Consider the following 26,001-nt stretch of genomic DNA (forward strand, 5'->3'; position numbering starts at 1 on the left):
ATACAAAAAATAACGAGCAGCAACGCTTTGCTAACCTCGTCAACCTTTGTGATAGGAGTGTCTTACAATCTTAATTCATGCAAGGGTAGGCCAGCCGACGGTCTTTGGAGTCGAGTATTTTGTTGATTTCGGATGCGGGTTGCGCTGGTCCGTAGAAGAACCCCTGCACTTGCTGGCAACCGAGCTGCTTTAGGTAGGATAACTGTTCACCGGTTTCAACCCCTTCCGCTACGATCTCCAGCTTCAAACCGTGTGCCATGGCAACAATGGCGTTGACTATGCAAGCTCCTTCGTCGCCGCTGCGGATGGCTTTTACAAAGGACTGATCAACCTTCAGGGTATGAATGGGCAAACGGTGCAAATAATTCAGAGACGAGTAACCGGTACCAAAATCGTCAATGGCGATACGAATACCTGAGCTGGCTAAGTCTCTGAACTTACTGCTGATTTGTTCCAGATCTTTCATGATCACGTTTTCCGTGATTTCTATTTCCAGATTTTCCTTTGGAAACCCGTTGGCCTTGATGCGATCCGTCAGTATTTCAACAAATCGTGGATGTTCCACTTGGCTAGGAGATAGATTGACCGCCAGACGAAGGTCCGGGTGCCCCGCGGCTATCCAGCCACCGACCTCTTTGCAGGCGTGGCTAAGTACCTTTTCACTTAGCTTTGCGATGAGCCCGGTTTCCTCTGCCAAAGGCAAAAAATCGACAGGATAAAGAAGCCCCAGAGTAGGGTGCTGCCAGCGCACCAGAGCTTCCACGCCAATCATGCGATGGGTTTTGGCGCAAACCTGGGGCTGATAGTGCACCTGAAATTCCTCGCGCTCCATGGCAAGCCTAAGGTCGCGCTCCATCCGGAGCCGATGGGTTGTGGTTCTGCGCATAGTTTTGGAGTGAAATCGGTATCCGTCTTTACCCCGCGCTTTTACGTAGTACATGGCGGCTTCCGCGCATTGCAGCAATTGTTCCATGGTTTGACCGGCATCCGGGAACAGGGCGATACCAATGCTGGCACCCACAAACACTTCGTGATTTCCGAGTTGGAATGGGCTTTGAAGCGCCGCAATGAGTTTTTTGGCAACACTCCGGGCGCCCTCTGTGCTTTCGATAATCGGAAGCAAAATGGTGAATTCATCACCGCCGAATCGGGACAGTGTGTCGCCGTGCCTCAGGCATTTTTCCATGCGCTGGGTGACGGCCTGCAAAAGGCGGTCGCCCATGGCGTGACCGAGGGTGTTATTGATGATTTTGAAGCGATCAAGGTCCAGAAACATGACCGCTAATTTATGGTCGTTGCGACGAGCATGGGCCGCAGCCAATTCCAGCCGGTCTTTGAAAAGCGCGCGATTAGGTAAGCGGGTTAACGGGTCGTGATAGGTTTGAAAGTTTATAAAATCTTCGGCTTCTTTTCGGTCGGTAACATCTCGTGCTGTGCCATAGTATCGGGCAAGTTGAGGGATACAGCCGGTCAATGAGTCATCGGTTTGCGGCCAGCTTTGGGGTTCAATAGGGAATGCGGTGATCTCGAAGTGGCGTGTCGCTGCATTTTGCCCTTTGGCTTTCATGCGAACTTCCAGTGAACGAGGGTTATCGGCATTGATGTTGGGCCCGCGAACAGCGTATGCGCCGCGCGCGACATCCCGTTCGTCAAGGATGTATCGGAAGTGTTTGCCGCAGAGTTCCGCCGGTGGGTAGCCCAGCAAGCTTTTTACTTTGTCGTTGATAAAACAGAAGTGCCCGAATTCGTCCAGCATAAAGACGATGTCGGGAGAGTTGTTAACGATGTAGCGATGCAGCGCTTCGGACTTTTCGAGCCGGGATTGAATAGCAACGTGAGACTTGATGAGCGGGTGCTTTCTTATCGCTGTGTCTACCAGGGTTAAGAGTTCATCAGGTGCGTATGGTGTCCGGATATGGCCCAGAATTTCCTCAATCAGATTGGTTTTCATGTCCGCGTTTCCGTTGTTTCGCCGCCAGTTTTATCGTTGTTTTGGGTAATTCGCAGAGCTGGCATGCCATCTGGTGCACCGCATCAGGGAATACGTGATGAGGTGTTCATTTTTGTTTGAATTTGAGCTTAGACAATATCACCGGATTATTAAACGCTTAGTGTGGTCTATTTAAGCGGTTTGTTAGCAGGAATGTGATGTGATTGGTTTTTCTACAGATAAGTCGTCGTTTTTGAGAGGCGGAAAACAAAATCAGCGCAGGCTTGTATGTTAATTATGCAGTTGGTCACCCGCTTGTCATACTGAGTGTGCAAACATTGAACGACAATAAAAGCAAAGCATGGCCCGGTATACGGGAATGCTGAACCCGATAACCGGTTTGAGACACGGAGTGCAGAAGATGGCGAACGAGCAGGCAGAGACAGCTAAAGCAACGTCTCAGGTGTTGAGGCAACTGAAAGGAAAGCGGGTGCTGATTACAGGCACCTCGGGTTTTCTGGGTAAAGTGGTTCTGGAAAAACTCATCCGGACAGTGCCAGAGATCGGTGGTGTGTATCTGTTGATTCGAGCGAACCGAAAACATGCGGATGCCCGCAGTCGGTTTCTTGAAGAAATTGCGACCTCGTCCGTATTCGACCGCATGCGCGAAACCGATTCAGAAGCTTTTGAGTCGTTCCTGTCCGATAAGGTTCACTGCGTCACCGGAGAGGTCACCGAGCCTTCGTTCGGCATCGGGCAAGAGGCGTTTCAGCAGCTGGCAGGCGATCTGGATGCAGTCATCAACTCTGCGGCCAGCGTGAACTTTCAGGAAGCCCTTGATCAAGCCCTAAAGATCAACACGCTGTGTCTGGAAAATATTGCCGAGCTGGCACGATTGAATTCGCAACTCGCTGTATTGCAGGTATCGACGTGCTATGTGAACGGTATGAATAGTGGGCAGGTTAGCGAATCCATCATTAAGCCGGCTAAAAAGTATATACCGCGTTCGGAACATGGCTACTACGAAGTTGAAAAACTGATAGCGACTCTCCAAAGCAAAATTGATGACGAGCGAACCCGCTATAAGGGCAAGGCGTTGGAGAAACGATTGGTGGAGCTGGGGCTACGGGAAGCCCGTCGCTATGGCTGGAGTGATACCTACACCTTTACCAAATGGATGGGCGAGCAGCTATTGTTTAAGGCGCTGAAAGGGCGAAGTTTGACCATCGTTCGGCCTTCTATTATCGAAAGCGCTCTCGAGGAGCCAGCAGCCGGCTGGATTGAAGGGGTTAAAGTTGCTGACGCAATTATTCTGGCGTATGCCCGCGAGAAAGTGTCGCTGTTTCCGGGCAACCGTTCAGGTGTTATTGATGTTATCCCCGTGGATCTTGTGGCCAATTCAATCATTCTTGCGTTGGCAGAGGCATTGGTGGAGCCGAATACCCAAAGGATTTACCAATGTTGCAGCGGCAGTTCCAACCCGGTCACCATTGGCGAGTTTATTGATCACCTGCTGGCCGAAGCGAAAGCGAATTATGCAGCATACGATCATCTGTTCTACCGGAAGCCGTCTAAACCTTTTGTGGCGGTAAACCGAACCCTGTTCGAGCTGGTGGTGAGTGGCGTGCGTTTGCCACTCAGTTTAACCAATGGGGTGCTGAAACGTCTGGGAAGCCGCACCGATATGAAATGGCTGAGAAACCTGGATACCACTCAGTCACTGGCGACCATCTTCGGGTTTTACACCGCACCGGATTATATTTTCTGCAATGACGAGCTGCTGGCGTTAGCAAAACGCTTCGGGGATGTTGATAAGAGTTTGTTCCCGGTAGATGCTCGCGCAGTTGATTGGGAAATCTACCTGCGGAAAATTCATTTGGCCGGGCTCAACCGATACGCCCTGAAACCCCGAAAAAGCCAACGGGTGCGGGCGAAACAGCAAGCAAAACGTGCAGCTTGAATGCCCTTGAACGTTTGAGTGCTGCTCGAACGTTTATTCCCCTTCTATTCGTACGCAGGACGTTCGTCTAATTTATTTTGGACGTTCGTCTAATTCAATGTGTAGTGATTCACGTGTTGAACTACGTGTAACCATATTTTTGAACGCGGCACAGCGTTCCACCCGCCTTGAAACGACATTCGATAAAGATAACAACTCTTAGCAAGGGGAAGACGATGACAGATAAAAAGGTGTATCCGGTTCAACCCGATATAGCGAAAAATGCGTTGGTGACTGCCGAGCAATACGAGCATATGTATCGTCAGTCGGTTGAAAACCCGAACGAATTTTGGGGCGAGCATGGTAAACGTATTGATTGGATAAAGCCGTTTACCAAGGTGAAAAACAGCACCTACGATTACAATAACCTTTCTATTAAATGGTTCGAAGATGGCGTTTTAAACGCTTCAGCTAACTGTCTGGATCGTCACCTTGCTGACCGCGGCGACCAGACTGCGATTATTTTTGAAGGCGACGATCCCTCGGTTTCACGGAATGTGACCTACCGCGAACTGCACGAAGAGGTGTGTAAGTTTGCCAACGTGCTGAAAGAGCAGGGCGTCAAGAAAGGCGATGTGGTCACTATTTACATGCCGATGATCGTTGAGACTGCCGTTGCAATGCTGGCATGTGCCCGCATTGGTGCAATTCACTCGGTGGTTTTCGGCGGTTTCTCTCCCGAAGCTGTCGCCGCGCGTATTGTTAACGGCAAGTCCCGCTTTGTTGTCACGGCCGATGAAGGCCTGCGCGGTGGTCGGGCCATTCCTTTGAAGAAGAATGTCGATGCCGCCCTTAAGCATGAAAGCGAAGCCAACGTTGATTGTGTGATCGTGGTGAAGCGCACGGGCAACGATCAGGTGCCCTGGACCGAGGGCCGGGACGTTTGTTACGAGGACTTGATGGCGCATGCTTCCGCTGAATGCGACCCGGAGCCGATGAATGCGGAAGACCCGCTGTTCATGCTGTATACCTCCGGATCAACCGGTGCGCCGAAAGGTGTGTTGCATACCACTGGCGGGTACATGGTGTACGCCTCCATGACCCATCAGTACGTATTTGATTATCATGATGGCGATGTCTATTGGTGTACGGCTGACTTTGGCTGGGTAACGGGCCACAGCTATATCCTATACGGCCCGTTGGCGAACGGTGCGATTACCCTGCTGTTTGAAGGTGTGCCTAACTATCCAGACAGTTCACGGATGGGGCAGGTCGTCGATAAGCATAAAGTTAATATTCTATATACGGCACCTACCGCGATTCGTGCACTGATGGCCGAAGGCGCATCGTGCATGGATGGTACAACCCGCGACAGCTTACGTGTGTTGGGCTCGGTAGGTGAGCCCATTAACCCTGAGGCGTGGGAGTGGTACCACCGGGTCATTGGTAACAGTAAGTGCCCGATTGTGGACACCTGGTGGCAAACAGAAACCGGCGGTATTCTCATCGCGCCGCTGCCGGGCGCTGTTGATTTGAAGCCCGGTTCCGCTACCCGGCCGTTCTTTGGTGTCCAGCCCGCGCTGGTGGATAACGAGGGTAATCTGCTGGAGGGTGCCACCGAGGGTAACTTGGTGATTCTGGATAGCTGGCCCGGGCAGATGCGCACCATTTTTGGTGACCATGAGCGATTCATCCAGACCTATTTCAGCACCTATAAAGGGATGTACTTCACCGGTGACGGTGCGCGCCGGGACGAGGATGGCGATTACTGGATCACGGGTCGGGTTGATGACGTTCTGAACGTCTCGGGGCACCGCCTGGGTACCGCCGAGGTTGAAAGTGCGCTGGTCGCCCACGATAAAGTGGCCGAAGCTGCAGTGGTGGGCTATCCCCATGAAATTAAAGGCCAAGGTATCTATGTGTACGTTACCCTGATTCAGGGTGTAGAGCCGTCGGATGAGTTGAAGAAAGAACTGGTTCAGTGGGTTCGTAAGGAAATCGGGCCAATTGCATCACCGGATGTGATTCAGTGGGCTCCGGGCCTTCCGAAAACAAGATCTGGCAAGATTATGCGCAGGATATTGCGTAAGATTGCAGCCAATGAACATGACCAGCTGGGAGATACCTCCACGTTGGCCGATCCAAGCGTAGTGGATGAACTGATTGGTAGCCGGGCATCGAATTAATCGCCCGTGCTTGTCAGCCTATAACCTGTGAGGAATGTGTGGAATGACACAAACAATTATCGTCGCTGATGACCATCCTTTGTTTCGAGCAGCCTTGAAGCAGGCGGTCAACCAAGCGGTGCCAGATGCAAACACCGTAGAAGTGGACAGCATCAAGGCATTACAGGCGGCGGTAGAGGCCAACCCCGATGCTGACCTGATTTTGTTGGACCTGAATATGCCGGGCGCTCATGGCTATTCCGGGCTTGTGTTCATGCGTGGTCAGTATCCGGGATTGCCCGTGGTGGTTGTGTCTGGCTCTGAAGACTTGCAGGTTATGCGCCGTTCAGTGGACTACGGAGCATCTGGTTTTATCCCGAAAAGCGCGCCTCTGCCGACCATCACCGAAGGCATCCAGGCGGTTCTTGAAGGTGACGTATGGTTGCCGGAGGGCGTGGCCGATAAGATTGAACGCATGCAATCCGAGCCTACGGACTTTTCGGAGCGTTTGGCGTCCCTGACACCCCAGCAGTTCCGGGTGTTGGGTATGTTGGCGGAAGGGCTGCTGAACAAGCAGATTGCCTACGATCTGGATGTGTCAGAAGCCACCATTAAAGCTCACATTACAGCCGTATTTCGTAAATTGGGTGTGCGCAACCGCACCCAAGCGGTGATTGCTATCCAGCAAATGGAACTAGATCCCTCGGAGCAGTCGCTTTCAGGTGGTTGATGGTTGGTTTTTTGAGCGTTAGATAAGAAACGGGAGCCTTTCGGCTCCCGTTTTGTTTAGCCTGCGTAACCCAGTTTTTTGTTCACCAGATTAAATAATTCCCCGCCCTGCGACCATCGCTTGAAATTGTCGAGAAACTGTTCGGTCAGCGCCTGATTCCAGCCAATGAAATCGCCCGCCATGTGGGCCGTCATAATGACATTCTCTCGAGTCCAAAGCGGATGATCTTCCGGTAACGGTTCTTCTTCGAAGACATCGAGTGCCGCTCCGGCGATTTCCCCGTCATCCAGCGCTTTGATCAGAGCTTCGGTGTTCACGATGGGGCCGCGTCCGATATTGATCAAACGGGCGGATTTTTTCATCGAGGCAAAAGCTTTCTCATCGAACAGTCCTTCGGTCTGGGGTGTCAGTGGTGCGGCAATCACCACAAAATCAGCCTGTTCAAGTTGTTCATACAGAGCTTCATTACTGTGTACTGCATCGAAATCAGGATCTGATTCCCGGGCTGTTCTGGCAATCCCATGTGGGTGCATGCCAATCGCCCCGACCAAACGGCCGATTTGGCGGCCAATGGAGCCAGCCCCAACCACGAGCACTTGTTTTCCTTCAGCGCGCTCGGTGTCCCGGTGTTGCCACTGACGCTTGGCTTGCAGTCTGAGCGATTGGGGAAAGTCTTTGGCAAACATCAAAATGGTGCACAGCACGTACTCGGCGATGGTGCGGTCGAAAATACCGCGAGCGTTGGTCACCGTAACCTCACTGTCGATAAGGGCAGGGAACATCAGCGCATCGACACCGGCGCTGGTGGCGTGAATCCACTGCAGACGATCGGCCGAAGCCCAAGCAGACTCAAGCGCTTCGGTACGGAAGTCTGTCACCATCATCACGTCGGTGCCGGGCAGGGTTTCCCTCAGAGATTGTTCATCACAGGCGAAACGTAGTTCGGCCTGATCTTTAAGAGGCTCAATGCCCGGCGGCGTGGGATCATCGGGGGCGGTGAGCACGGTTACAACCGGTTTTCGGGACTCTGTCATGTCAGCTCCAGAAGGGGGTGGCAGTCAGTTTATTTATGCTTACACAGTCTGGTTGCCCGTAAGGCCGTGGTCAAATCAGTCGCTTTACTTGTAGACCCGGGGCTTCGTGCTACGCTCGAGGTAAGCCTTTATTCCCCTGACTGCAAGGAGGTGGACATGCCGGAACCGTTGAACAAGAGTGTAGGCCAGGCAACGTCTCGCAAGATGAAGTACCGGAAAGCGAAGGCCAGCTGGAATCCCGCAATGCAGGCCATTCCGGTATCCGGTATCCGTAAACTGGTGAATATGGCCTCCACCATGAAAGATGTCATCCATCTTTCCATTGGGCAGCCGGACCAACCCACACCGCCGCACATTATAGAGGCATATGTAGATGCGCTAAACGCCGGGCAAACCGGCTACACCATGGATGCCGGGCTGCCCGAGCTTCTGGTGGCGCTGCGCGATTATTACGGTAAACGTTACAACCGGAAGCTCACCCGGGACAATATCCTGATCACCAGTGGCGCGACCGAGGCTTTGTATCTGGCGATTTCGGCCACCTCGGCACCGGGCCGACAGTTCCTGGTGACCGACCCATCGTTCCTGCTCTATGCACCGCTGATCCGGATGACCGGCGGTGAAGTGAAATACATCCCAACCTACGCTGAAAACAATCACCAGCTTGACCCTGATGATGTGATCAAAGCCATGGGGTCGCGCACGTTTGCGTTGGTTCTGAATAACCCTAATAACCCCACAGGAGCGGTTTACCCGCGAAGCACCGTAGAGACGATTCTGGAGGAGTGTGCGTACCGGGGTATTCAGGTCTATGCCGATGAGGTGTACGACCATATGCTGTTTGATGACGACGATTTCGCCAGTGTGCTCAGTTGCGCGGTCGATCTCGACAATATTATGTGTATCAGCAGTTTTTCGAAAACCTACAGTATGGCGGGTCTGCGAGTGGGCTGGGTTATCTCAAGCCAGGCGGCCATCAAATCGTTACGGCGTTACCATATGTTTACGACGTCGGTCGCCAATACTCCGGCTCAGTTTGCTGGAGTTGCAGCGCTGACAGCGGAGCAGCATTGCGTTCAGGATATGGTGAGCATTTATCGCGAGCGTCGGGACAATATCGTCAAACTGATTGATCGCACACCGCACCTGACCGGATACAAGCCGGGGGGTGCCTTCTATGCCTTCCCCAATTTGCCGCCCCATGTAGACGGCTCTGATGTGGCGTTGCGGATGCTGAAAGAAACCGGCGTCTGCGTGGTGCCGGGGGATGCCTTCGGTGACCATTGCACCAATGCGCTGAGGTTCAGTTTCTCGCTCACGTGCGAGCGAATGAATGAAGCCTTCGACCGCATTATTCCCTGGATGGCGAAACAGAAATTCTGATACAGGACTGTAAGTTGTCAGTTCCCGGGAGATCCCTCACTATAGGAGTCTTCCGAGGAGACTGACTAATGAAAGACATGCTGAAACCGATTGTGAGTTTAACGCTGATGTTTGCCGTCGTTCTGGCAAGCGGATGTGCCAGTTTTTCCCCGTACTCCATTACCGAAGGTGAAGTGGAACAGCACTTGAAGAATGCGGTGGCTAAATACGATCGCGAACAGCTTCAAAGCGGCTCTCCGCTTAGTCTTAGTTTGACGGATGCGGATATTACTCTGGGCCCCGATGGCCGCGATGTCGCGATTATTGATTTGAAGGGGCAGGTTGCCCTGAATGCACTTTTGGCCAAGCTGCCGGTAGATCTTGCCCTTAAAGTAGAGGGCGCGCCGGTTTATGACAGCCAAGAGAAAGCGGTGTACATACGCCGCTTGCAGCTTTTGGAAAGCTCCATTGACTCGCCGTTCTTCAAAGGGGACCTGGGTCCAGTGACAGACTCTGTCATGAGGGTAGTGGCCCAGATGCTTGAAACCATGCCGGTGTACCGATTGGATGAGACAAGCACCGCCCAGCGCTTGTTAGGTGTGGTGCCAATGGATATTCGGGTTGCCCGCGGTCGATTGGAACTGGTTATGGCGGAGTAAAACTCCGCGTTGACAACAACACCATAAGAAAAAGGTCCGGATGAATGAGTGTCATCCGGGCCTTTTCTGTTTGGACAGCCTGCTCACGCCGTTGCTTTCAGCGCCTCTTCAAAGATGCGAGTGGCTTCGTCGATCTGCTCCTGATTGACGATCAGTGGCGGGAGCCAGCGCACGATTTCCTGATAGGGACCGCAGCGCAACATCAGCAAACCGCGTTTCTCGCACTCTTTGAGAAGGTTGCCGGCACGCTCACCGTCCGGGGCATCGCCGCGGCGCATTTCTACACCCAGCATCAGGCCCATGCCTCGAATGTCCGCCATGTCCGGGTAGTCTTTCTTCAGCGATTCCAGATTGCTGCGCAGGCGCTTACCCATGCGCTCCGCGTTATCGACGAGGCCTTCCTCTTTGATCACATCAATGGTGGCGATGGCGGCTGCCGCTGAAACCGCGTTGCCGCCGTAGGTGCCGCCTTGAGAGCCAGGCCAGCCTTTGGCCATGGTTTCTTCTGATGCGGCCAGCGCGGAGATAGGGAAGCCGCTGGCTAGGCCTTTGGCGATCAGGATGGCATCGGGCGTGACCCCGAAGTGATCGTGAGCCCAGAACTTGCCGCTGCGGCCGAAGCCTGCTTGCACTTCATCAAACACCAGCATAATGCCGTGTTTGTCGCAGCGTTCTCTTAGCCCCTGCATGAACCTGGTGTTCGCCGGAACATAACCGCCTTCGCCTTGAACGGGTTCAATGAACATGGCAGCCGTTTCCTTGGGAGCAGAATAGGTAACAAAAATGCGGTCCAGTTCTCGCAAACAGAAATCGGTGGCTTCCTCTTCGCTCCAGCCGTAGTGAAATGCGTGAGGGAATGGGGCCACAACAACGCCGCTCATCATCGGACTGACACCGGCTCGCAAGCCGACGCTCGACGTGGTGAGAGAAAGCGAGCCCATGGTGCGGCCATGAAAACCACCGTGGAATACGATGATGTTTGGCCGTTCTGTCGCTTGGCGCACCAGGCGAATAGCCCCCTCAACAGCCTCGGTACCGGCATTGGAAAAAAAGAAAGCATTCAAAGGGTCTGGCGTAAGCTCCCCCAGTTTCTCGGCAAGCTCGGGCAGCCGAGGATTCATGACGGTTGTTGCCTGGGCATGAACCATGGTGGCGACTTGTTTCTGCGCAGCCTCCACGACTTTCGGGTGGCAGTGCCCGGTACTGGTTACCCCGATACCGGATGTGAAATCCAGATAGCGCCGGCCTTCCGGGTCAATAATATAAGCACCTTCGCCTTTGGCGGCAGTGACACCTGTGGCTTGTTTCAGCAAAGGGGACAGCTTGCCCTTATGGTCGGTCATTGATTACCTCCCGGAATGAATTTGGAAACTCACTAGCAGCCTAGTCACGAGGTTAGACGTTTACAAATGGCGTCTTTGATTTCCTGAGTGTCGCGTTGTTCGGAGCCTTTTTCGGTAAGGTCGGCCGCTACCGCATCGAACAATTCTTTACCGGCAACGGCGAGTTTGGAATCTTTTTGCCCCAGCCATTCCAGCATGCGCGCGGTGGTGAACAGCATGGCGGTAGGGTCGGCGATGCCTTTGCCGGCAATGTCGGGTGCGCTGCCGTGAGTCGGTTCGAACATGGACGGCATGTCGGTGTCAGTCGGGTTCAGATTGCAGGAAGGGGCGACACCCATCCCGCCAGAAAGCACTGCAGCCAGATCGGTCAGAATGTCGCCCTGCAAGTTGCTGGCAACCACCACGTCGAACGCCCAAGGGCATTGGACGAACTTCATGCAGGCAGCATCCACCAGCTCATGATGGGTTGCGACATCAGGATAGTCTTTGCTGACGGCTTCGAAGACTTCCGTATATAAATCACCCCAGTGCCTCAGGGCATTGCGTTTGGTGATCACGCAGACCTGGCTTTCGCAAGAACGTCCGTCCAGTGTTTTGAACGTTCTTACACGCTCGTGTTTGGCGCGTTCAGCGGCGCGCTTTCGGGCTTGTTCGAAACCGTAGCGGATAATGCGTTCGGTAGCCCGGTGCGTGAACACTTCCATCTGGGTAGCGACTTCGTCGGTTGTGCCCTGGCGGAGCCGACCGCCTTGGCTGACGTATTCGCCTTCGCTGTTTTCACGAATCACCAGCATGTCGATATCTTTGGCTCGATCGTCTTTCAGGTACTGGCGTGCGCCGGGCAGAAGTCGGGCGGGCCGTTCGCAAACCCATTGGTCAAAGCCTTTGCGCATCTCGAGAAGAGGCGAAAGAGAGACGCTGTCAGACAACAAATAGCGGTCAGGATCGTTAATCGGGCCGGGGTCGCCCAGTGCGCCTAACAGGATGGCATCGTAGGCCTTGAGTTGCGCCAGCGCATCGGTTGGCCAGCTTTCGCCGTGTTCTTCGTGCCAGGCATGAGACGGCCAAGGGAAACGTGTCCATTCCAGTGCCAGTAGGTGTTTGGCGCGTAACGCTTCCAGACAATGGATAGCGGCTGCGACTACCTCCGGGCCAATGCCGTCGCCGGGAGTAACTGCGATACGGGTGGTTTGGGTCATTCCCGAACCTCCTGAACAGTGTGGGGTAAGCGGATTTAACACCCCCCAGTGTAGCCCTGACACGACTATATGCCAGTTCTCGCAAGCACCAATCTCATAGCTCTGTTGTGCGTTATGACGGATGATGGTTATAGTGGCTGAACGTTTGACTTAGACCTCTATTAACCTCCCGAATACAGGATCTTCAAGTGCTCTATCGGATTGTCACGCTCATTGGTGCACTCGTCTTTGTGGCGGCATTGTTTGGTTTGATCTGGATCTTCTGCAAGAAGTTCCTTGAGCATCACGGTGTGCAGGAACCGATATCAGAGCGGGCCACAGCACTGGCCACCTGGACCTTCGCCGGCATTGCTATCGGCCTTGTGTTTGCTGTGGTTGGCGCTTTTGTTCTGGGGCCTTGGGCGTTCTATCGCACACTACTGGGTCACAACGTGAACGTCTCCAGTGGCGCAGCGATTTGGTGGGGCTTTGGTATAGTCGCGGTGTCGTTAGCCATCACCGCAGCCAGCTTTATGGGCTTTTTGATGCTGGTGGGAGCCTACTAGCTTTCCTGTAGATCCCGCAGTAGCTCCCGGAACCACACCAGCGCAGGCTCCCGTTCGTAAGCTTTGTGCCAGTACAAGTGCACATCAATCGAGGGCATTTCACCGGGCGGAATCATCACCTCCACCTCTGCGCGTTCGGCAATGATCTTGGCGTACGTCTCGGGCATGGTGAGCAGCAAATCCGAGGTTTCGGCGACACGACACGCCGCATAATAGTGCTGGCAGCGCAAGCGGATGTCTCGCTGCGCGCCTTGCCGGGACAGCGCAAAGTCCTCCAAGCCGGGGCCCTCGCTTCGGGACGAAACCAGTACGTGTTTGGCCTCCAAATAAGACTCCATGGTCAGCTCCTTTTGCGTGGCCGGATGGTTCTTCCGGGCCAACACCACGAGCCTGTCTTGCCGAAGCAGTTCGTGACTGGTCTGGTTACTGACAGGCAGTAAGACATCAATCGCAAAATCCAGCTTGCCCGCCGCTAATTGGGTTTCCATTTCTCGTCTTGCCACCCGTTGGCTGGAAATTTCCATGTCGGGGTAGGGTTCCAGTCGGTTTATAAGCGACGGAAGAAACGTCGACTCCAGAACGTCTCTCAATCCCAGCGCGTAGGTTTTGCGCTGACTGGCGGGGTCAAAGGCATGAAACTGGTTGACCGCACTTTGCACCTGATTCAGGCCCGGCCGCATCGATTCCAGAAAACGCCGCGCCAATGGGGTTGGCACCATTTGATTGCCCTGACGGGTAAACAGCGGGTCGTCAAAGTGATCCCGTAACCGGGCGAGTGAATGACTCACCGCGGGCTGAGTCAGGTGCAGGGCCTTGGCAGCACGGGTCAGACTGCCTTCCCGATAAATCGTGTCGAACACGTGCAGCAGGTTAAGATCGAGTCGATTCAGGGCCATGATGAACGTCCGCTTTCTGAATAAGTAGTGGTAATGATAAACGATAAGAACAATTCAGTCGCGTAATAGCGCATTGCCTTCTAGACTGGTTGCCATCTGATCGAAAGTGCGCCCCGGAACCTGGGGCTGGTAAGCGCGAGGAGCTGCACCATGGATTTCAATATTTCCGAGAAAGGCCAAGATTACCTTAAGCGCGTGAAAGCGTTCATGCGTGATGAGATTTACCCGATTGAAGAGCAATACCATAAAGACCTGGCTGCCCAGGAAAACCGCTGGGTTGTTCTGCCGATCATCAGGGAACTGAAAGAAAAGGCCAAAGCTCAAGGCCTTTGGAACATGTTTTTCCCGGATGAAAAACACGGTTGTGGCTTGTTGAATTCTGACTATGCCGTGATTGCCGAGGAAACCGGTCGCAGCTTTATTGCGCCGGAGATCTTCAACTGCAACGCGCCTGACACTGGCAACATGGAAGTGCTGATCCACTACGGCTCAGACGAACAGAAAGCGGAATGGCTACCGCAATTAATGAGCGGCGAAGCCCGCTCTGCGTTCTTCATGACAGAGCCTGCGGTTGCCTCCTCGGATGCCACCAACATGGAAGCTTCGGCCGTTGTTGATGGCGACGAAGTGGTCCTGAACGGCCGCAAGTGGTGGAGCACCGGCGTTGGTCATCCCGACTGCAAAGTGGGTATCTTCATGGGCGTCACCGATCCCGACGCTCAAAAACACCGCCGTCATTCTATGGTGTTGGTGCCAATGGACACCCCGGGCATCACCATCGAGCGCATGCTGCCGGTTTTCGGTGCGTATGATGAGCCATACGGCCATGGCCAGGTATTGTTCGAAAACGTCCGCTTGCCGAAGAGCGCCATCATTGCCGGCCCGGGCCGTGGATTCGAAATCGCCCAGGGGCGTTTAGGGCCAGGCCGTGTACACCACTGTATGCGTGCGATCGGTGCTGCCGAGCGTACTCTGGAGTTGATGGTTAAGCGTTCCATGAGCCGCGAAGCGTTTGGTCGCCCACTGGCGAAACTCGGCGCCAACCCGGATGTTATCGCCAATGCCCGCATGAACATCGAACAGGCGCGGTTGTTGACGTTGAAGTGTGCTTGGGCGCTGGATACCAAGGGCATCATGGGGGCGTTGCAGGAGGTTTCCATGATCAAGGCGGTGGTGCCGGCGATGTTGCAGCAGATTGTGGATGATGCGATTCAGATGCACGGTGGTGGTGGTGTCAGCGATGACGACTTCCCGCTGACCGCACTGTTTGCCTATGCACGTGTTCTGCGATTGGCTGATGGTCCTGATGAAGTTCATCGGGCGATGGTGGCCCGCCTTGAGCTTCGCAAATATAAGTCTTGAGATTTGGGAGTATGGGGTCTTCTAGCCTGATGGTTAGGTGATGGGTGGCCATCGGGGTGGGGCTTCTGAAAACCGCTCCTTCGGCACCCCTGCGGGGTCCGGCCCGCAATCGTAGATTGCGGTCGTTCGGCTGTCGCATGAAGCTTTGCTTCATAAGCGCTCGGCCGAACCCATGTGGCGCTTCTGCTTCGCCATCCATGGCTACGCACATTTTCAGAAGCATCACCCCGCCGTCCCCTATCAGACATTTGCGGGATGCCAAGAAAACCCATGATGTTTCAGTGATGGCTTTTGAGCAGCTTACTGAAAAGTTTGGGAGTTGGTGCCGGATAGAGCTTTCCAAAAATGTCGTAGGCCATGGATGGCCGGAGAGAAGCGCACATGGATGTGCTTGTAGCGGTTTTTGGAAAGCTCTATCCGGCACCAGCTCTTACTCGGACGAAGATAATAGACTCCAAACTAAACGGAGAAAAACACGAATGACACAGCGAGTATTCATAACCGGCGGAGCCAGTGGCTTGGGCCGGGCGATTGCATTGCGGTACGCGAAAGAAGGTGCCAAGGTCTGCATTGGGGACATCAACCCGGAGCAGGGCATCGCGGTTGAGAAAGAGCTGAACAACGCCGGTGGCGAAGGCTACTTCGTAGAATGCGATGTTCGCCGCCTGAGCGATTTCGAGAAAGTCCGGGACGATCTCGTGGAAAAGTGGGGCGGTGTAGACGTTGTGGTCAACAACGCCGGCGTAGCCTCCGCAGGGGCTATTGAAGACACCACCATCGGTGACTGGGAATGGATCCTCGATATCAACGTACTGGGCGTGGTTCGCGGTTGTAAGGCCTTTACTCCCTTGTTTAAAGAACAGGGTTCCGGCGCGTTCGTTAACATCGCCTCAATGGCCGGGCTCATGCTTGCGCCGTTGATGAACAGCTACAACGTCTCCAAAGCCGGCGTGATCGCACTGTCTGAAACCCTGAGCCAAGAACTTCGGGATTCCGGAATACACGTGAGCTGCGTATGCCCGGCGTTTTTCCAGACCAACCTCACAAACGGAATGCGCTCGGATATTCCGGGTATCCAGCAGAACGTTAACAAACTGATGAAGCGTTCCAGCATTACCGCAGAAGACGTTGCAGACGATATCTACCGCAGCGTGAAGGGCAAAGATTTCTGGGTGCTGCCCCACGTCAAAGAGCGCCGTATGTGGATGCTCAAGCGCCATGCGCCGAAAGCGTTTGATTGGTTGATGCACCAGGAAACCAAGCGTTGGATGGGTAAAATGGGTAGCAAAAGCAACGCCTGAACCGCCAAGCTTGCTCTAGGATCACAGGAGAGAATGAATGACACAGATTGATCAGGCCGTAGACATCCGGGAAGGCGAAGAACTGGACATCCAAGTGGTTGATCAGTTTATGAAGCAAGCCATTCCCGGTTTGGAAGGCCAGCCCTCCATCAAACAGTACCCGGGTGGCGCGTCGAACCTGACCTATCAGGTGGACTACGGTGACCAGTCCTACGTACTGCGCCGGCCGCCGTTCGGGAAGATCGCCAAGTCCGCCCACGACATGCTGCGCGAAGCGCGGGTGATGGAGGCGCTGAAGCCGGTTTACCCGTATGTGCCCAACATCGTCGCCATCTGCGACGATCACAGCGTGCTGGGTTGTGACTTCTACGTGATGGACCGGCTCAAAGGCATCATTCTGCGTCAGGATTTCCCTAGCGACCTTGAACTCAGCGAAGCGGATACACGAAAACTGTGCCTGAACGTGATCGACAAGCTGGTTGACCTCCACACCGTGGATGCCAAAGCTGCAGGCTTGGACACACTGGGTAAAGGTGCCGGTTATGTTCAGCGTCAGATTGGTGGCTGGAGCGATCGATTCCGCAAAGCGCGCACCGAAGACGTGGGTGATTTTGAAGCCGTAATGAGCTGGCTGAACGACAAAATGCCAGACGATATTGCGCAAGTGGTTATCCACAACGATTACCGCTTTGATAACGTGGTGCTCAACCCCGACAACCCGTTCGAAGTGATCGGTGTGCTGGATTGGGAAATGGCCACTATCGGCGACCCACTGATGGATTTGGGCAATACATTGGCCTACTGGATTGAGGCCGATGACGAAGGCCCGTTCCAGATGCTGCGCCGTCAGCCCACCCATCAGCCGGGCATGCTGACCCGTAAGGAAGTGGTGGAGTACTACATGGAAAAATCCGGGTTCCGGGCTGATAACTTCGATTTCTATGAAATCTATGGTTTGTTCCGGTTGGCGGTGATTGTCCAGCAAATTTATTACCGCTTCTACAACGGCCAAACCAAAGACAAGCGCTTTGCCGCCTTTGGCCACGCTGCGAACTATCTCGAGAAGCGTTGTCTGCGCCTGATCAGTGAGAGCAGTCTGTAATGGCAACGATTTATTTGGTGCGCCACGGCCAAGCGAGTTTCGGGAAAGAAAATTACGACCAGCTTTCCAAACGCGGTTGGGAGCAGGGCAAAGTGCTCGGCCGTTGGCTGGCGGACAAAGTGGAGCCGGGGGCCATCTTCGGCGGCAATCTCCAGCGCCATCGCGAAACCGTGGAAGCGCTGGCGACCGGTTATGGCGCTGCCTTGCCGGATATGCAGGTACTCGAAGGCCTGAACGAGTTTGACCATATTGAAGTGGTCGAACGCTTGCGCCCGGAATGGGCGGACAAGCAAACGATGGCGCGAGATCTGGCGAGCTTTCCAAAGCCGGCCCGGGCGTTTCAGATGGCCTTTGAAAAGGCGGTGAAGCGTTGGGTAAGCGGCGAATACGATGACGAGTACGCTGAAACCTGGCAAGGCTTCAAACAACGGGTGAACCACGCACTGGATCAGCTGACCGAAATGGCCGACGGCGCGGATGTGGTGGTTTCCACCTCGGGAGGGCCGATTGCCGTGATTGCCCAGAATTTGCTGGAGCTGTCCGACCAAAAAACGCTGGAAGTAAACAGTGTGATTGCCAATACCAGCGTTTCGCGAATTCTCTACTCCGGCTCACGGCGTAGCCTGGCCGTATTCAATAACTATAGCCACCTAGAAGCGGAGAACCCCGCTCTGGTGACCTTCCGATAACACTGAGGAACAACTATGAGCAACGCGAACCTGTTTGATCTGACTGGCAAAGTCGCCCTGGTAACCGGCGCTAGCCGTGGCATCGGCGAAAGCATTGCCCGTACTCTGGCGACCTACGGTGCTCACGTGATTGTCAGTAGCCGTAAAGTGGATGACTGCGAAAAGGTTGCCAGCAGTATTCGCGACGCTGGCGGCAGTGCCGAAGCTGTGGCCTGTCATATTGGTGAAATGGACCAGATCGAAGCCACTTGGGAACACATCGCCAAGACCCACGGCAAGCTGGATATTCTGGTGAACAACGCGGCGGCCAATCCCTACTTTGGCCCGGTTGAAGACACTGACCTTGGTGCCTTCCAGAAGACTGTGGACGTGAACATTCGCGGTTACTTTTTCATGTGCGCCCGTGGTGCTCAGTTGATGAAGAAAAATGGCGGCGGCTCCATCGTGAACGTGGCGTCTGTGAACGGCGTGAATCCAGGGCATTTCCAGGGCATTTACTCAGTAACCAAAGCTGCAGTCATCTCTATGACCAAGTCTTTCGCCATGGAGCTGGGGCAGCAGAATGTGCGGGTTAACGCCTTGCTGCCTGGCCTGACGGACACCAAATTTGCCAGTGCCCTGACCACCAACGAAGCCATCAAGAAACAAGCCATGGCTCATATCCCCATGAAGCGCGTAGCGGATCCGGACGAGATGGCCGGTACAGTGCTGTATCTGGTATCGAACGCCTCTAGCTACACCACAGGTGCGTGCATCAATGCGGACGGTGGTTACCTGACTATCTAAATACGACTGGTGATGACAAGAAGGGGCGGTTGACGAGAGTCATCCGCCCCTTCTTGGTAAAAAGCCGTATGGCAAAATATGTCCCGCTTACTATCATGTTGCAGCTTCTCACAGGTCAACGTGTTCGCCGCCTTGCGTGTCGGCTGCTTGATCGGGTTGTTTATTGCTCATGACACCAGAATCGGGAAGGAAAGCATGTCCACATACAAGCAAGCCCGTGTCCGCCAGTTTGTTTTTGCCTTTTATATGTCCGGTATCATGTCGTTGTTGATGTCCGGGATTATTACCTTGATCAACACGGGTTTGGCTGACGGCTTTTTCCATCGCTGGGGCGCGGCTTTTGTTGTCGCGTGGGCGGTGGCATTTCCTCTAGTCAGTTTTATTGCGCCCTTGGCGGGAAGGATTGCGGACTGGACGATGGTCAGGCTGTTTGGCAACGATCGACAGTCAGGCTGAGGAATTGACCGTGCGCACAATGCGCACGGTGCCAACCGTTATCAGGCAGTTATTGGACAGACGACTTAGGGTTGTCATCCGCCGATTGAGACAAGGCCAGCCCCACAGGGGGCCGGTAATGCAACGAATGCAGAACTCGATCAAGTACCGCCCCGCCATTCCAGGCCGGGTCGTTGTTTACCATGCCAACCACAGCCCACGTAGTATCGTTATTGTCCCGGGCAAATCCGGCAATTGAGCGAACATCCTGCAAGTAGCCGGTTTTGATTCGCCCTTCACCTTTCAACCCGGTGTTGCGCAACCTCCGCGCCATGGTGCCGTCCATCGCGATGATGGGCATTGAAGTCATTAAATCCGACGCGTAGGGGCTGTTCCAGGCATGAAGCAGAATCTGCGCCCCTTGCCGGGCTGAAATTCGACCGTGGCGGGTAAGGCCGGCACCATTGTCGATCACCATGCCGTTTGTGTTTACTCCCTTTTCTTCAAGCCATTCGTAGATTGCGCGGATGCCCGCGACCCGGTCGTCCTGCTCATCGTCTTTTCGGAGTTCAGCGCCGATGGTGAGCAATAATTGCCGAGCCATCACGTTGCTGCTCCATTTATTGATGTCGCGCACCATCGTCACCAAATCGGGTGACGTAGAGCGCATCACAAGGCGGGCATTTTTCGGCGTTTCTTCAAACCGGTCTCCACCATGAATAACAACGTCTAGCTCGGAGAACAACGAACGAAGCGTGGAGGCAGAATAGCGGTCATGGGGAAGCAATGACATATAGCTCGTAGCCCGGCACCCTTGCGGCAGTTCGCCGGTCACCTTTACCGTTACTTTCTGGTTGTTGTGAAACACCGGTTGCCACTTGAAGTTTCTGCGGGAAGGGCAGGGGCCCTCGGCCACGGCTGTTATCCGGTTATCGATTGTGACGTCGTTTAAATTGGGGGTGACCCAAGCTTGAGTGCCACGTTCGTCGGCTCTTACTTGCAGGTGGAGCAAGTTGAAATTGGTGAGGTAGCCGGAGGGCTCCACCAAGAAAGGCGCGTGTGGATTGTTGCCATTGTCATGAAAGACCGGAAGCCCACCATCAATTTCGAAATAGCTGCCATCCAGCACAAGATCCCCGGTGACTTGGCGAATGCCCATGTCTTTGAGTTCTCGGAGCGTGCTCCATAGGCGCTCAAGGTTAAGCTTGGGATCTCCGCCAAAGCGAACGTATAAATCGCCTTCGAGGGTGTCTCCCACCATTGCACCATCAGTCAGGAAGTCAGTGTTCCAGTGGTGCGTAGGGCCCAGGAGTTCCAGTGCCGCATAGGTGGTTACCAGCTTCATGATTGAGCCCGGGCTCATGAGTTGGTCAGCGTTTACATACTGCTCAATGCCCGGGCCGTTTAGAGGTATGGCGGCAACGCTCAACGCTTCATCGCTATTCAGGGATTTCTCGGCGTAGGCACGAATTTCCGACGCCCACAGGCGGGAATTAGAAACGGCTTCGTTGGTGTTACCGCTTTCAGCGAGGGCAGGCGCGGCCAGCGTGCTGAGCACGGCCACCGCCGCCAGCAGGTTTTTCTGTGTGGATCGTACCCTTTGCAGGTGTTTTTTAGCCTGTGTGTGCAGCCGCTGCATACCCTGAACCCGTGATTGGCATTTTTTCTAACCATAGCTTATTCGGCTTATTTCTACTATGCAGAAACATTACACATGACGTTAAAAAATGACGTTATGTGTATTGTTTCTGAAGGTTTTTGTTCAATGGGGTGGCAACGTTTTGTTAATCAGTAGGTTACAGTGGGCTGCGGTCATGGCGACAGGGCCAATGGTTGAAGCGTCATTTGTGTGACAATGACGAACCCCTTCGTTTTCTATAGGAATACACCATGCTTCGAGCTCTCAAACATTCCGTTAACGTGTTGGAATCGGTTGCAACGTCTTCATTCTCGGCCTGGCGAGGGTGCTTAGTTGTGAAACCGGCTGTTCAGCCGCAAAAGCCCTTGGTTTTATACGACATCGAAGCTTGTCCATACTGCCGAAAGGTGCGTGAAGTATTCACAGCGCTTCATTTGGATGTGGACATACGGCCATGCCCTAAAGGCGGCCAAGTGTTTAGGCGTGAGGCTGAGATGCTGGGCGGCAAGCAACAATTTCCGTTGCTGGTAGATCCGAATACAGACCAGGTAATGTATGAGTCAGAACAGATTATCGAATATCTGTTTAGTCAGTACGGTGGCTGTTCAGTGCCCGGTTACTATGAGACAAAAGCGGGGCAGTTCGTTTGGGGAGCGGCGGCTTCAGCGAGCAGTGAGCTGAGGGGTATGCGGGTTGAACGTGCCAAGCGTCCGGAGCAGAGCCTGCACCTGTGGAGTTTTGAAGGCAGTCCGTTTTCACGGCTGGTCCGTGAAAAACTGTGCGAGTTCGAGCTTCCGTACACGTTACACAACCTCGGTAAAGAGCACTGGACTGAATTCGGCCCTGCGTTCCAGCGCATCAAACCGGGCCCATACAAGCCGCAGCCCGGTGGAAAGCGCGACGCTTTTTTCCAAGAACACGGTCGGGTTCAGGTGCCGTATCTGGAAGATCCGAACACCGGTGTGAAACTGTTCGAGTCTAAGCAGATCGTCGATTATTTAGAAAAAGAATACGCCCTCTAAGCCCATGGATTAAGCTGGCTTCGGGGTAGTATTTCCGCCCCGAGCCGGTATGATCAGCGCGGTTATTTCAGCTGCTTTGGGAGAATGTGATGTATACAGGTCGGTGCTTGTGTGGCGATGTTCGTTTTGAGTATGAAGGCGCCCTTGGCCCGATTTCTCTGTGCCATTGCAGTCAATGCCGGAGGGCTCATGGCAGTGCTTTCTCGGCCAGTGCGCCGGTACAGAAAGTGCGTTTTCGGTATGTGGCCGGCGAAGAGCAGGTTACAGAGTATGAATCCCGGCCGGGCAAGTATCGTGCGTTCTGTAGCCGTTGTGGCAGTCACCTTTATAGCAGGCTGGATGCCATTTCGGGGATTCTTCGTTTGCGGATCGGTGTGATCAACGAGCCGATTGCGGCCAAGCCGGCCCGTCATATCTATGTCGGCTCAAAAGCGGAGTGGTTCGATATTACCGATGAGCTGCCCCAGTATGAAAAAACGGAACGCACGAACGATCCGTTTTGAACGCAACGCCCCCGGATGTTCTGCTTGCCAATCTAAATGACATTGATTATCATTTGTCTTGTGAGGTAAGGGCTAACTAAGGGGGGCAATATGCAGCAGGAAGCGTTAGAAGGTATCAAACTGGCCGTGTGTGCCGTGGCATTGGCCGTGTTCGCCGTTGCTGTTATGGCGCTCCTCTAATTTGTTTTTCGAGCGTTTCGCTGTAACCAACGGTCCAGTTGGTTGGCAAACTCTTTGCGGTCCGCCTGGCCAAACGGCGCCGGGCCACCAGTGACTTGCCCCGCATTCCGCATTTCTTCCATAAAGTTCCGCATCGCCAAGCGCTGGCGAATGTTCTCTTTCGTAAAAGCCTGTCCCCGTGGATTAAACACGGTCGCCCCCTTCTCGATGGCTTCCGCTGCCAGAGGGATATCTTGCGTGATGACCAGATCCCCTTTTGTCATCTGATCCATTATCTCGTTATCGGCAACGTCGAAGCCTTGCGGTACTTGGCGACGGCTGATGAATGGGCTTGGCGGCAGGGTAATCACATGGTTTGCAATGAAGGTCGTTTGAACCTTCCAACGGGTAGCTGCGCGGCAGATGATTTCCCTGATGGGCACGGGGCAGGCGTCGGCATCGACCCAGATCGGCATTTCAGTGTCCTTTCGTTCATTGGCTAAAGCGGCAGTTTACCTGTTCTTGTGGCGGCTGCGAGAACAACTTTTCACGCAGTGTTATAATCTGCATCTCATCCCATTAACAGGAAATGATAATGTCTCAACTGCCACCGTGCCCTAAGTGCAATTCTGAATTCACCTACGAAGACGGCGTTCAGCTGGTTTGCCCAGAGTGTGCTCACGAATGGACTGAGGCTGAACAAGCGGAAGCTGAAGCCGGAAAGGTGATTCGGGATTCCAACGGTAATGAACTTCAGGACGGTGATACGGTTACCGTGATCAAAGACCTTAAAGTGAAAGGTTCCAGCTCTGTTGTAAAAGTGGGTACCAAAGTGAAGAACATCCGTCTGGTTGAGGGTGATCACGATATCGACTGCAAGGTTGACGGCATCGGTCCGATGAAGTTGAAATCCGAGTTCGTCAAGAAAGCCTGATTGCTCCCCCTCCATTTGATCTATTGCATCCCATCGTCTAAATATTAAACAGGGTGTCGGCTGGCACTCTGTTTAATCCCACAGCGTGCAACCCACGCTAACAATAAGACGAAGACTCCAACACTGGAAGTGCCCGCCATAAGCAGGCATAGGTTCAGTCGGGCTGATATCGTACAGCCGGGGGCAGGAGGATGGGATGAAAGAACTCCATGAGTTTCATGTGGATAGCACACGCTATCTGGATGAGGATGGCAGGCCGCTCGGAGCCCTGCCTAGCCAATCCGGTAACACAGATCGGGTTCTGGCTGCCTACCGCAATATGGTGCTGGCGCGCACCTTGGATTCCAAAGCAATTGCACTTCAACGTACCGGCAAATGCGGCACTTATCCTTCGGTCCTTGGGCACGAAGTAATCGGTACGGTCATTGGTCAGAGCATGGCCAAGACCGATGTCTTTGTTCCCTATTATCGTGATCAAGCTGCTCATCTTCTCCGAGGTGTGTCCCTGAAAGAATTGCTGCTGTATTGGGGCGGCGACGAGCGTGGGAGTGCGTGGCAAAACTGCCCTGAAGACCTACCCATTGCGGTTCCCATTGCCACCCAATGCGGTCATGCCGTGGGCGTTGCATCGGCGTTTCGGATTCGAGGTGAAGACAGGGCGGTTGTTTGCTGCATCGGCGACGGCGGCACGTCGAAAGGCGATTTCATGGAAAGCCTGAACCTTGCCGGGGCATGGCATTTACCCGTGGTCTTTGTTGTTATCAATAACCAATGGGCCATTTCGACGCCTCGCAGTTTGCAGAGTGGGGCAGAAACCATTGCTCAGAAAGCCATTGGTGCCGGTTTGCCCGGGCACATTGTTGATGGCAATGATTACTTCGCGTGTACCGAAGCTTTGGATAATGCCCTCAAACGCGCCCACGACGGCAAAGGGGCGACGGTTATTGAAGCCGTAACCTATAGGTTGGGTGATCACACCACCGCCGACGATGCCACCCGTTACCGCAGCGCCGATGAGCTTAAGCAGGCGTGGGAAAAAGACGGAGTAAAGCGTTTGCAAAGCTGGTTGTTCAACAACGAACTCTGGAGCCCGGAGCAAGAAAAGGCTCTGCAGGCGGATGCCAAAAAAACCATCGATAAAGCCGTCGATGCCTACTTGGCAACCGAGGCCGAACCGCCCACCGCAATGCTCGATTATCTTTTTGAAACCCTCCCCGGTGCGCTCCAGGGGCAGCGTGAACAAATTGCCAACAAATATCGTGGAGGTCCGGCATGAAACAGTCAGACGTTCGTGATGTGACCTTGGTAGAAGCGGTCAACATGGCCTTGCATTGGGAAATGGCGCAAGACGAAAACGTGGTGGTGCTGGGGGAAGATATTGCGACGAATGGCGGGGTGTTCCGGGCAACCTTGGGCCTGAAAGACGCCTTTGGTTTCAAGCGAGTGATGGACACGCCGTTGGCTGAAAATCTGATTGCCGGCACAGCGATCGGCATGTCCACCCAGGGGTTGAAGCCGGTGGCGGAGTTCCAGTTTATGGGGTTTATCTATCCGGCGATGGAGCAGATCGTTTGCCACGCCAGCCGAATGCGCAACCGTACTCGCGGTCGGCTGCATTGTCCGCTGGTGTTCAGGGCCCCGTTTGGCGGAGGTATTCACGCCCCAGAGCACCACTCTGAAAGTACTGAAGCGTTGTTTGCCCATATTCCGGGGTTAAGAGTGGTGATTCCAAGCTCTCCCCAACGTGCCTATGGTCTTCTGTTGGCGGCAATTCGAGACCCCGATCCGGTCATCTTCCTCGAGCCCAAGCGGATATATCGGGCTGTTACACAGAGCGTCCAGAACAATGGCGAGGCGCTGCCGCTGGATACCTGTTTTACCTTGCGGGAAGGCGATGATGTCACCCTGATTACCTGGGGTGCTTGCGTGATGGAAACCCTGAAAGCGGCGGATAAACTGGCGGAACAAGGGGTGGGGTGTGAGGTGATCGACGTAGCGACCATCAGCCCATTGGACCGGGAAACGTTACTCTGCTCGGTGGCGAAAACAGGCAGGGCGGTGATCGTTCATGAAGCTTGCCGCAACGGGGGTGTTGGAGCCGAGATTGCTGCGTCCATTGCTGAATCCGCCTTTCTGGATTTACAGGCCCCGGTGATCAGAGTAACGGGATATGACACGGTAATGCCGTACTACCGCAATGAGCAGAATTATCTGCCTCAGATGGAAGACATCGTGCACGCCGTTGAGCAGGTCATTGGGTTGTAGGA

Annotated in this window: 24 protein-coding genes; 17 read left to right on the plus strand and 7 right to left on the minus strand. The window is 54.1% G+C overall.

What is annotated here, in order from left to right; genetic code table 11:
* Positions 1 to 70: 70 nt before the first annotated feature.
* Positions 71 to 1,951 carry a sensor domain-containing protein gene (locus DOQ08_RS01105; RefSeq protein ID WP_114333067.1) on the minus strand — a complete coding sequence of 627 codons (1,881 nt, stop codon included), beginning with the start codon at positions 1,949 to 1,951 and terminating at the stop codon, positions 71 to 73.
* A gap of 400 nt (positions 1,952 to 2,351) precedes the next feature.
* Between DOQ08_RS01105 and DOQ08_RS01110 the strand changes: the two genes are divergently transcribed.
* From DOQ08_RS01110 to DOQ08_RS01120, 3 genes are all read left to right on the plus strand, one after another.
* Complete coding sequence (locus DOQ08_RS01110; protein ID WP_114333068.1) at positions 2,352 to 3,890, plus strand: fatty acyl-CoA reductase; 1,539 nt, start codon at positions 2,352 to 2,354, stop codon at positions 3,888 to 3,890.
* 215 nt (positions 3,891 to 4,105) lie between these two features.
* Positions 4,106 to 6,055, plus strand: coding sequence for an acetate--CoA ligase (acs, locus tag DOQ08_RS01115; RefSeq protein ID WP_114333069.1), 1,950 nt, complete (start codon positions 4,106 to 4,108; stop codon positions 6,053 to 6,055).
* Between the two features lie 43 nt (positions 6,056 to 6,098).
* A complete protein-coding gene (locus DOQ08_RS01120) occupies positions 6,099 to 6,764 on the plus strand; it encodes a LuxR C-terminal-related transcriptional regulator (protein WP_114333070.1) in 666 nt (221 codons plus the stop codon).
* A 56-nt stretch (positions 6,765 to 6,820) separates the two neighbouring features.
* Here the strand turns inward: DOQ08_RS01120 and DOQ08_RS01125 are convergent, their stop codons facing one another.
* Complete coding sequence (locus DOQ08_RS01125; protein WP_114333071.1) at positions 6,821 to 7,798, minus strand: D-2-hydroxyacid dehydrogenase; 978 nt, start codon at positions 7,796 to 7,798, stop codon at positions 6,821 to 6,823.
* Between the two features lie 156 nt (positions 7,799 to 7,954).
* On the opposite strand from DOQ08_RS01125, the gene DOQ08_RS01130 reads away from it, so the two are divergent.
* Entirely contained in the window at positions 7,955 to 9,181 is a 1,227-nt protein-coding gene (locus DOQ08_RS01130) for a pyridoxal phosphate-dependent aminotransferase (protein WP_114333072.1), read from the plus strand.
* A 68-nt stretch (positions 9,182 to 9,249) separates the two neighbouring features.
* On the plus strand, positions 9,250 to 9,819 hold the full coding sequence (locus DOQ08_RS01135; RefSeq protein WP_227537439.1) for a DUF1439 domain-containing protein: 570 nt from the start codon (positions 9,250 to 9,252) through the stop codon (positions 9,817 to 9,819).
* 83 nt (positions 9,820 to 9,902) lie between these two features.
* On the opposite strand, the gene DOQ08_RS01140 is transcribed toward DOQ08_RS01135, so the two are convergent.
* Both DOQ08_RS01140 and DOQ08_RS01145 read right to left on the minus strand, forming a co-directional pair.
* Positions 9,903 to 11,162, minus strand: coding sequence for an aspartate aminotransferase family protein (locus DOQ08_RS01140; RefSeq protein WP_114333073.1), 1,260 nt, complete (start codon positions 11,160 to 11,162; stop codon positions 9,903 to 9,905).
* 44 nt (positions 11,163 to 11,206) lie between these two features.
* Positions 11,207 to 12,361, minus strand: a complete 1,155-nt coding sequence (locus DOQ08_RS01145; RefSeq protein WP_114333074.1) for an isocitrate/isopropylmalate dehydrogenase family protein — start codon at positions 12,359 to 12,361, stop codon at positions 11,207 to 11,209.
* A 188-nt stretch (positions 12,362 to 12,549) separates the two neighbouring features.
* On the opposite strand from DOQ08_RS01145, the gene DOQ08_RS01150 reads away from it, so the two are divergent.
* The gene (locus tag DOQ08_RS01150) at positions 12,550 to 12,906 is read left to right on the plus strand and encodes a hypothetical protein (protein ID WP_114333075.1); all 357 of its coding nucleotides are present in this window, start codon (positions 12,550 to 12,552) and stop codon (positions 12,904 to 12,906) included.
* On the opposite strand, the gene DOQ08_RS01155 is transcribed toward DOQ08_RS01150, so the two are convergent.
* Positions 12,903 to 13,802 carry a LysR family transcriptional regulator gene (locus DOQ08_RS01155; protein ID WP_114333076.1) on the minus strand — a complete coding sequence of 300 codons (900 nt, stop codon included), beginning with the start codon at positions 13,800 to 13,802 and terminating at the stop codon, positions 12,903 to 12,905. The genes DOQ08_RS01150 and DOQ08_RS01155 overlap by 4 nt on opposite strands.
* Positions 13,803 to 13,952: 150 nt before the next feature.
* Here DOQ08_RS01155 and DOQ08_RS01160 point away from each other — a divergent pair, with 150 nt between their 5' ends.
* The 6 genes from DOQ08_RS01160 (at position 13,953) to DOQ08_RS01185 (ending at position 19,498) form a co-directional block, all read left to right on the plus strand.
* On the plus strand, positions 13,953 to 15,164 hold the full coding sequence (locus DOQ08_RS01160; RefSeq protein ID WP_114333077.1) for an acyl-CoA dehydrogenase family protein: 1,212 nt from the start codon (positions 13,953 to 13,955) through the stop codon (positions 15,162 to 15,164).
* A 479-nt stretch (positions 15,165 to 15,643) separates the two neighbouring features.
* A complete protein-coding gene (locus tag DOQ08_RS01165; RefSeq protein WP_114333078.1) occupies positions 15,644 to 16,465 on the plus strand; it encodes an SDR family oxidoreductase in 822 nt (273 codons plus the stop codon).
* Positions 16,466 to 16,502: 37 nt separating this feature from the next.
* Complete coding sequence (locus tag DOQ08_RS01170; RefSeq protein WP_114333079.1) at positions 16,503 to 17,567, plus strand: phosphotransferase family protein; 1,065 nt, start codon at positions 16,503 to 16,505, stop codon at positions 17,565 to 17,567.
* Entirely contained in the window at positions 17,567 to 18,256 is a 690-nt protein-coding gene (locus DOQ08_RS01175; protein WP_114333080.1) for a histidine phosphatase family protein, read from the plus strand. Before DOQ08_RS01170 ends, DOQ08_RS01175 begins: the two co-directional genes overlap by 1 nt.
* 15 nt (positions 18,257 to 18,271) lie before the next feature.
* Complete coding sequence (locus tag DOQ08_RS01180) at positions 18,272 to 19,042, plus strand: SDR family oxidoreductase (protein WP_114333081.1); 771 nt, start codon at positions 18,272 to 18,274, stop codon at positions 19,040 to 19,042.
* Positions 19,043 to 19,237: 195 nt separating this feature from the next.
* Complete coding sequence (locus DOQ08_RS01185; RefSeq protein WP_114333082.1) at positions 19,238 to 19,498, plus strand: DUF2798 domain-containing protein; 261 nt, start codon at positions 19,238 to 19,240, stop codon at positions 19,496 to 19,498.
* Between the two features lie 49 nt (positions 19,499 to 19,547).
* Here the strand turns inward: DOQ08_RS01185 and dacB are convergent, their stop codons facing one another.
* Positions 19,548 to 21,116: a D-alanyl-D-alanine carboxypeptidase/D-alanyl-D-alanine endopeptidase gene (gene dacB / locus DOQ08_RS01190; RefSeq protein ID WP_114333083.1), complete on the minus strand. Its 1,569-nt coding sequence runs from the start codon at positions 21,114 to 21,116 to the stop codon at positions 19,548 to 19,550.
* 251 nt (positions 21,117 to 21,367) lie between these two features.
* Between dacB and DOQ08_RS01195 the strand changes: the two genes are divergently transcribed.
* The gene (locus DOQ08_RS01195) at positions 21,368 to 22,138 is read left to right on the plus strand and encodes a glutathione S-transferase N-terminal domain-containing protein (protein ID WP_114333084.1); all 771 of its coding nucleotides are present in this window, start codon (positions 21,368 to 21,370) and stop codon (positions 22,136 to 22,138) included.
* A gap of 89 nt (positions 22,139 to 22,227) precedes the next feature.
* On the plus strand, positions 22,228 to 22,641 hold the full coding sequence (locus tag DOQ08_RS01200) for a GFA family protein (protein WP_114333085.1): 414 nt from the start codon (positions 22,228 to 22,230) through the stop codon (positions 22,639 to 22,641).
* A 176-nt stretch (positions 22,642 to 22,817) separates the two neighbouring features.
* On the opposite strand, the gene DOQ08_RS01205 is transcribed toward DOQ08_RS01200, so the two are convergent.
* Entirely contained in the window at positions 22,818 to 23,276 is a 459-nt protein-coding gene (locus tag DOQ08_RS01205) for a YaiI/YqxD family protein (protein ID WP_114333086.1), read from the minus strand.
* Positions 23,277 to 23,395: 119 nt separating this feature from the next.
* Between DOQ08_RS01205 and DOQ08_RS01210 the strand changes: the two genes are divergently transcribed.
* The 3 genes from DOQ08_RS01210 to DOQ08_RS01220 all read left to right on the plus strand — a co-directional run bounded on the left by DOQ08_RS01210 (position 23,396) and on the right by DOQ08_RS01220 (position 25,999).
* Positions 23,396 to 23,734 carry a zinc ribbon domain-containing protein YjdM gene (locus DOQ08_RS01210; protein WP_114333087.1) on the plus strand — a complete coding sequence of 113 codons (339 nt, stop codon included), beginning with the start codon at positions 23,396 to 23,398 and terminating at the stop codon, positions 23,732 to 23,734.
* A gap of 196 nt (positions 23,735 to 23,930) precedes the next feature.
* Positions 23,931 to 25,010, plus strand: a complete 1,080-nt coding sequence (pdhA, locus tag DOQ08_RS01215) for a pyruvate dehydrogenase (acetyl-transferring) E1 component subunit alpha (protein ID WP_114333088.1) — start codon at positions 23,931 to 23,933, stop codon at positions 25,008 to 25,010.
* The gene (locus tag DOQ08_RS01220) at positions 25,007 to 25,999 is read left to right on the plus strand and encodes an alpha-ketoacid dehydrogenase subunit beta (protein WP_114333089.1); all 993 of its coding nucleotides are present in this window, start codon (positions 25,007 to 25,009) and stop codon (positions 25,997 to 25,999) included. Before pdhA ends, DOQ08_RS01220 begins: the two co-directional genes overlap by 4 nt.
* Positions 26,000 to 26,001 lie beyond the last annotated feature (2 nt).

Source organism: Marinobacter litoralis, from assembly GCF_003336705.1.
Lineage (GTDB): Bacteria > Pseudomonadota > Gammaproteobacteria > Pseudomonadales > Oleiphilaceae > Marinobacter > Marinobacter litoralis.

What these genes read in the sequence shown, in the direction of transcription:
- DOQ08_RS01105 (WP_114333067.1), bottom strand. Translation starts at nt 1,951, where the DNA reads ATGAAAACCAATCTGATTGAGGAAATTCTGGGCCATATCCGGACACCA.
- DOQ08_RS01110 (WP_114333068.1), top strand. Translation starts at nt 2,352, where the DNA reads ATGGCGAACGAGCAGGCAGAGACAGCTAAAGCAACGTCTCAGGTGTTG.
- acs (WP_114333069.1), top strand. Translation starts at nt 4,106, where the DNA reads ATGACAGATAAAAAGGTGTATCCGGTTCAACCCGATATAGCGAAAAAT.
- DOQ08_RS01120 (WP_114333070.1), top strand. Translation starts at nt 6,099, where the DNA reads ATGACACAAACAATTATCGTCGCTGATGACCATCCTTTGTTTCGAGCA.
- DOQ08_RS01125 (WP_114333071.1), bottom strand. Translation starts at nt 7,798, where the DNA reads ATGACAGAGTCCCGAAAACCGGTTGTAACCGTGCTCACCGCCCCCGAT.
- DOQ08_RS01130 (WP_114333072.1), top strand. Translation starts at nt 7,955, where the DNA reads ATGCCGGAACCGTTGAACAAGAGTGTAGGCCAGGCAACGTCTCGCAAG.
- DOQ08_RS01135 (WP_227537439.1), top strand. Translation starts at nt 9,250, where the DNA reads ATGAAAGACATGCTGAAACCGATTGTGAGTTTAACGCTGATGTTTGCC.
- DOQ08_RS01140 (WP_114333073.1), bottom strand. Translation starts at nt 11,162, where the DNA reads ATGACCGACCATAAGGGCAAGCTGTCCCCTTTGCTGAAACAAGCCACA.
- DOQ08_RS01145 (WP_114333074.1), bottom strand. Translation starts at nt 12,361, where the DNA reads ATGACCCAAACCACCCGTATCGCAGTTACTCCCGGCGACGGCATTGGC.
- DOQ08_RS01155 (WP_114333076.1), bottom strand. Translation starts at nt 13,802, where the DNA reads ATGGCCCTGAATCGACTCGATCTTAACCTGCTGCACGTGTTCGACACG.
- DOQ08_RS01160 (WP_114333077.1), top strand. Translation starts at nt 13,953, where the DNA reads ATGGATTTCAATATTTCCGAGAAAGGCCAAGATTACCTTAAGCGCGTG.
- DOQ08_RS01165 (WP_114333078.1), top strand. Translation starts at nt 15,644, where the DNA reads ATGACACAGCGAGTATTCATAACCGGCGGAGCCAGTGGCTTGGGCCGG.
- DOQ08_RS01170 (WP_114333079.1), top strand. Translation starts at nt 16,503, where the DNA reads ATGACACAGATTGATCAGGCCGTAGACATCCGGGAAGGCGAAGAACTG.
- DOQ08_RS01175 (WP_114333080.1), top strand. Translation starts at nt 17,567, where the DNA reads ATGGCAACGATTTATTTGGTGCGCCACGGCCAAGCGAGTTTCGGGAAA.
- DOQ08_RS01180 (WP_114333081.1), top strand. Translation starts at nt 18,272, where the DNA reads ATGAGCAACGCGAACCTGTTTGATCTGACTGGCAAAGTCGCCCTGGTA.
- DOQ08_RS01185 (WP_114333082.1), top strand. Translation starts at nt 19,238, where the DNA reads ATGTCCACATACAAGCAAGCCCGTGTCCGCCAGTTTGTTTTTGCCTTT.
- dacB (WP_114333083.1), bottom strand. Translation starts at nt 21,116, where the DNA reads ATGCAGCGGCTGCACACACAGGCTAAAAAACACCTGCAAAGGGTACGA.
- DOQ08_RS01195 (WP_114333084.1), top strand. Translation starts at nt 21,368, where the DNA reads ATGCTTCGAGCTCTCAAACATTCCGTTAACGTGTTGGAATCGGTTGCA.
- DOQ08_RS01200 (WP_114333085.1), top strand. Translation starts at nt 22,228, where the DNA reads ATGTATACAGGTCGGTGCTTGTGTGGCGATGTTCGTTTTGAGTATGAA.
- DOQ08_RS01205 (WP_114333086.1), bottom strand. Translation starts at nt 23,276, where the DNA reads ATGCCGATCTGGGTCGATGCCGACGCCTGCCCCGTGCCCATCAGGGAA.
- DOQ08_RS01210 (WP_114333087.1), top strand. Translation starts at nt 23,396, where the DNA reads ATGTCTCAACTGCCACCGTGCCCTAAGTGCAATTCTGAATTCACCTAC.
- pdhA (WP_114333088.1), top strand. Translation starts at nt 23,931, where the DNA reads ATGAAAGAACTCCATGAGTTTCATGTGGATAGCACACGCTATCTGGAT.
- DOQ08_RS01220 (WP_114333089.1), top strand. Translation starts at nt 25,007, where the DNA reads ATGAAACAGTCAGACGTTCGTGATGTGACCTTGGTAGAAGCGGTCAAC.